Origin of the sequence: Burkholderia sp. E168m23, assembly GCF_016586125.1 — a bacterium.
GTDB lineage: Bacteria > Pseudomonadota > Gammaproteobacteria > Burkholderiales > Burkholderiaceae > Burkholderia > Burkholderia orbicola.
The window spans coordinates 1-3,445 of sequence record NZ_BCPP01000789.1; the positions used below are offsets into that span (position 1 = coordinate 1).

The following is a 3,445-nucleotide window of genomic DNA, read 5'->3' on the forward strand; positions in this document are numbered from 1 at the left end:
AAAGGCTTCCAGCATCAGTTCTGGCAGGCCGTGAAATCGGGCGCGACGCAGGCCGCGAAGGACTACAAGGTGAAGGTGACGTTCGAAGGGCCCGAAACCGAGGCGATGGTCGACAAGCAGATCGACATGCTGTCGGCCGCGATCGCGAAGAAGCCGGCCGCGCTCGGCTTCGCGGCGCTCGACAGCAAGGCTGCACTGCCGCTGCTGAAGAGGGCGCAGGCCGAGAAGATCCCGGTGATCGCGTTCGACTCGGGCGTGGACAGCGACATTCCGGTGACGACGGCCGCGACCAACAACAAGGCCGCGGCCGCCCTTGCGGCCGACAAGCTCGCCGCGCTGATCGGGGACGAAGGGCAGGTGGCGGTGGTCGCGCACGACCAGACGAGCCGCACCGGCATCGACCGCCGCGACGGCTTCCTCGACCGGATGAAGTCCGCGCACCCGAAGGTGCAGGTCGTGACCGTGCAGTACGGCGAAGGCGATCAGTTGAAATCGACCGAAGTGACGAAGTCGATCCTGCAGGCGTATCCGAAGCTCAAGGGGCTGTTCGGCACCAACGAAGGCTCGGCGATCGGCGTGGTCAACGGCGTGCGCGAGATGAAGCGCAAGGTCGTGATCGTCGGCTACGATTCCGGCAAGCAGCAGAAGGACGCGATCCGCAGCGGGCTGATGGCCGGCGCGATCACGCAGAACCCGATCGGGATCGGCTACAAGACGGTCGAGGCGGCCGTGAAGGCGATCAAGGGCGAGAAGCTGCCGAAGGTCATCGATACCGGTTTCTACTGGTACGACAAGACCAATATCGACGATCCGAAGATCGCGGCGGTGTTGTACGACTGAACGTGGCGGACGGGCGGGGGCGACGCTCCGGGCCGTCGTCGCCGCGGTGATTGAACACGAGGGCATCATGGGCGCAGTGCGTATCGATTCGCATCAGCACTTCTGGCGTTATCGCGCGGCCGACTATCCGTGGATCGGCCCCGGGATGGGCGTGCTCGCACGCGATTACCTGCCCGACGAACTGTGGCCGCAGATGCATGCGCAGGCGCTCGGCGCGTCGATCGCCGTGCAGGCGCGCGCCGGCCGTGACGAGACGGCGTTCCTGCTCGACCTGGCGCGCGACGATGCACGCATCGCGGCGGTGGTCGGCTGGGAGGATCTCGGTGCGCCGGCGCTGGCCGACCGCGTCGCCGAGTGGCGCAGCCCGAAGCTGCGCGGTTTTCGTCATCAGGTGCAGGACGAAGCCGACGTCGGCGCGTTCGTCGCCGATCCCGCTTTCAATCGCGGCGTCGCCTGGCTGCAGGCGAATGGCTATGTGTACGACGTGCTCGTGTTCGAGCGCCAGTTGCCGGACGTCCGTGCGTTCTGCGCGCGGCACGATGCGCACTGGCTCGTGCTCGACCACGTCGGCAAGCCGGCGCTGGCCGAGTTCGAGCGTGACGACACCGCGCTCGCGCGCTGGCGCGCGTCGCTGCGGGAGTTGGGTGCGCTGCCGCACGTCGCGTGCAAGCTGTCGGGGCTCGTGACCGAGGCCGACTGGCGGCGCGGCCTGCGTGGCCAGGACATCCGGCATATCGAGCAGTGCCTCGACGCGGCGCTCGACGCGTTCGGCCCGCAGCGGCTGATGTTCGGATCGGACTGGCCCGTGTGCCTGCTCGCGGCGTCGTATGACGAGGTCGCGTCGCTGGTTGAACGCTGGGCCGAAGCGCGCCTGTCGGCGGCCGAGCGGGGCGCGTTGTGGGGCGGCACGGCCGCGCGCTGCTACGCGGTGCCGGGCGATGTGAAGCGCGGCATATAAAATAGGTGCGAACGGTCTGTGCGATTTGACAGGCCGTCCGCAACGAAACCGATTACCAGCGTCAACGTATGTCCATCCAGCCGATTCAGAACCGCCGCCTCTACCAGCAGATCGCCGACAAGCTCAGTGCGATGATCGAGTCCGGCGATTTCCCGCCGGGCAGCTATCTGCCGCCCGAGCGCGAACTCGCCGAACGGTTCGGCGTGTCGCGCACGTCGGTGCGCGAGGCGCTGATCGCGCTCGAAGTGAACGGACTCGTCAGCGTGCGTGTCGGCGACGGCGTGAAGGTGCGCCATCCCGAAGCGGCCGCGGCGCCCGAACCCGCGCCGGCTCCCGACGCGACGGTCGCGCCGTTCTCGATCGTCGAGATCGATCCCGAGCTCGGCATCGCACTCGATCTCGACACCGAAATCCCGCCGTTCGCGCTGCTGCAGGCGCGCCGGCTGATCGAGCCGGAAGCCGCGTCGCTGGCCGCGAAGCACGGCTCGGACGCGCAGATCGAAGGCATCCACGAAGCGTTCCTGCGCAACCAGGACGACAACCGCAGCGGCTCGCTCACGCACCCGGGCGACCGGCTGTTCCATATCCGCATCGCGGAGGCGAGCGACAACGCCGCGTATGCGCTGATGATCAAGCAGTTGCTCGCGCACAAGTACGACCTGATGTTCCAGCGGCTGCAGTCGCTGTACATGCCGAACGACATGCCGCACCGGTCGGAGCTCGAGCATCGCGCGATCCTCGATGCGATCCGTGCGCGCGATCCCGACGCCGCGCGCCGTGCGATGGCCGAGCATCTCGATGAAGTGATTCGCATCTTCGGCCGCGCGCTCGACTGAGCGTGCGAATCGATTCGCTGCAGGGTCGGCAGCGGTGGCGCGATGCGGCGCGATTCCGGGTGCCGATACGGCTACCATCCCTTGCGAGGACACCGGCCGTCGGTATAGAACGAACGCAGCGACGCGAGCGACGCGTGCCGGCCCGCCGGCATGCCGCTCGCGCGCCGAATGGAGTGTGACGAATGCGCGTGAACGATTGCCATAATTTCCACGACTTCCGCGAACTGGCGAAGCGGCGGTTGCCGGGGCCGATCTTCAATTACATCGACGGTGCGGCCGACGATGAAACCACGTATCGACGCAACACGAGCGCGTTCGAAAGCTGCGATCTGGTGCCGAACGTGCTGCGCGGCGTGCGCGATGTCGATCTGTCGGTGACGGTCATGGGGCAAAAGCTCGGCATGCCGGTTTATTGTTCGCCGACCGCGCTGCAACGCCTGTTTCATCATGACGGCGAGCGGGCCGTCGCCGCAGCAGCCGCGAAATTCGACACGATGTTCGGCGTGTCGTCGCTCGGCACCGTGAGCCTGGAAGAGGCCCGTGCGATCAGCCCGGGCCCGCAGGTCTACCAGTTCTACTTTCACAAGGATCGCGGCCTCAACCGCGAGATGATGAACCGCTCGAGGGAGGCCGGCGTGAACGTGATGATGCTGACGGTGGACAGCATCACCGGCGGCAATCGCGAGCGCGACAAGCGCACCGGCTTCTCGATTCCATTCAGGCTGACGCTCGCGGGGCTGACCGAGTTCGCGTTGAAGCCGGCCTGGGCGGTCAACTATCTGACCCACGAGCGGTTCCGTTTGCCGCAGCT

4 protein-coding genes are annotated in these 3,445 nt (G+C 66.9%); all 4 read left to right on the forward strand.

The window, feature by feature from the left end; genetic code table 11:
* On the forward strand, window positions 1-840 hold an 840-nt coding region (locus JMF90_RS29625), incomplete at its 5' end, for an ABC transporter substrate-binding protein (protein ID WP_201325784.1).
* Window positions 841-907: 67 nt separating this feature from the next.
* Window positions 908-1,798 carry an amidohydrolase gene (locus JMF90_RS29630; RefSeq protein ID WP_011547138.1) on the forward strand — a complete coding sequence of 297 codons (891 nt, stop codon included), beginning with the start codon at window positions 908-910 and terminating at the stop codon, window positions 1,796-1,798.
* 68 nt (window positions 1,799-1,866) lie between these two features.
* Window positions 1,867-2,634 (forward strand): FadR/GntR family transcriptional regulator, encoded by a 768-nt coding sequence (locus JMF90_RS29635; protein ID WP_006480703.1) that lies wholly within the window; start codon window positions 1,867-1,869, stop codon window positions 2,632-2,634.
* Window positions 2,635-2,816: 182 nt separating this feature from the next.
* Window positions 2,817-3,445 (forward strand): alpha-hydroxy acid oxidase (locus JMF90_RS29640; RefSeq protein WP_201325785.1); only part of this gene is annotated, 629 nt, incomplete at its 3' end.

Coding starts and splice junctions, on each gene's coding strand:
- JMF90_RS29630 (WP_011547138.1), top strand. CDS start 908: ATGGGCGCAGTGCGTATCGATTCGCATCAGCACTTCTGGCGTTATCGC.
- JMF90_RS29635 (WP_006480703.1), top strand. CDS start 1,867: ATGTCCATCCAGCCGATTCAGAACCGCCGCCTCTACCAGCAGATCGCC.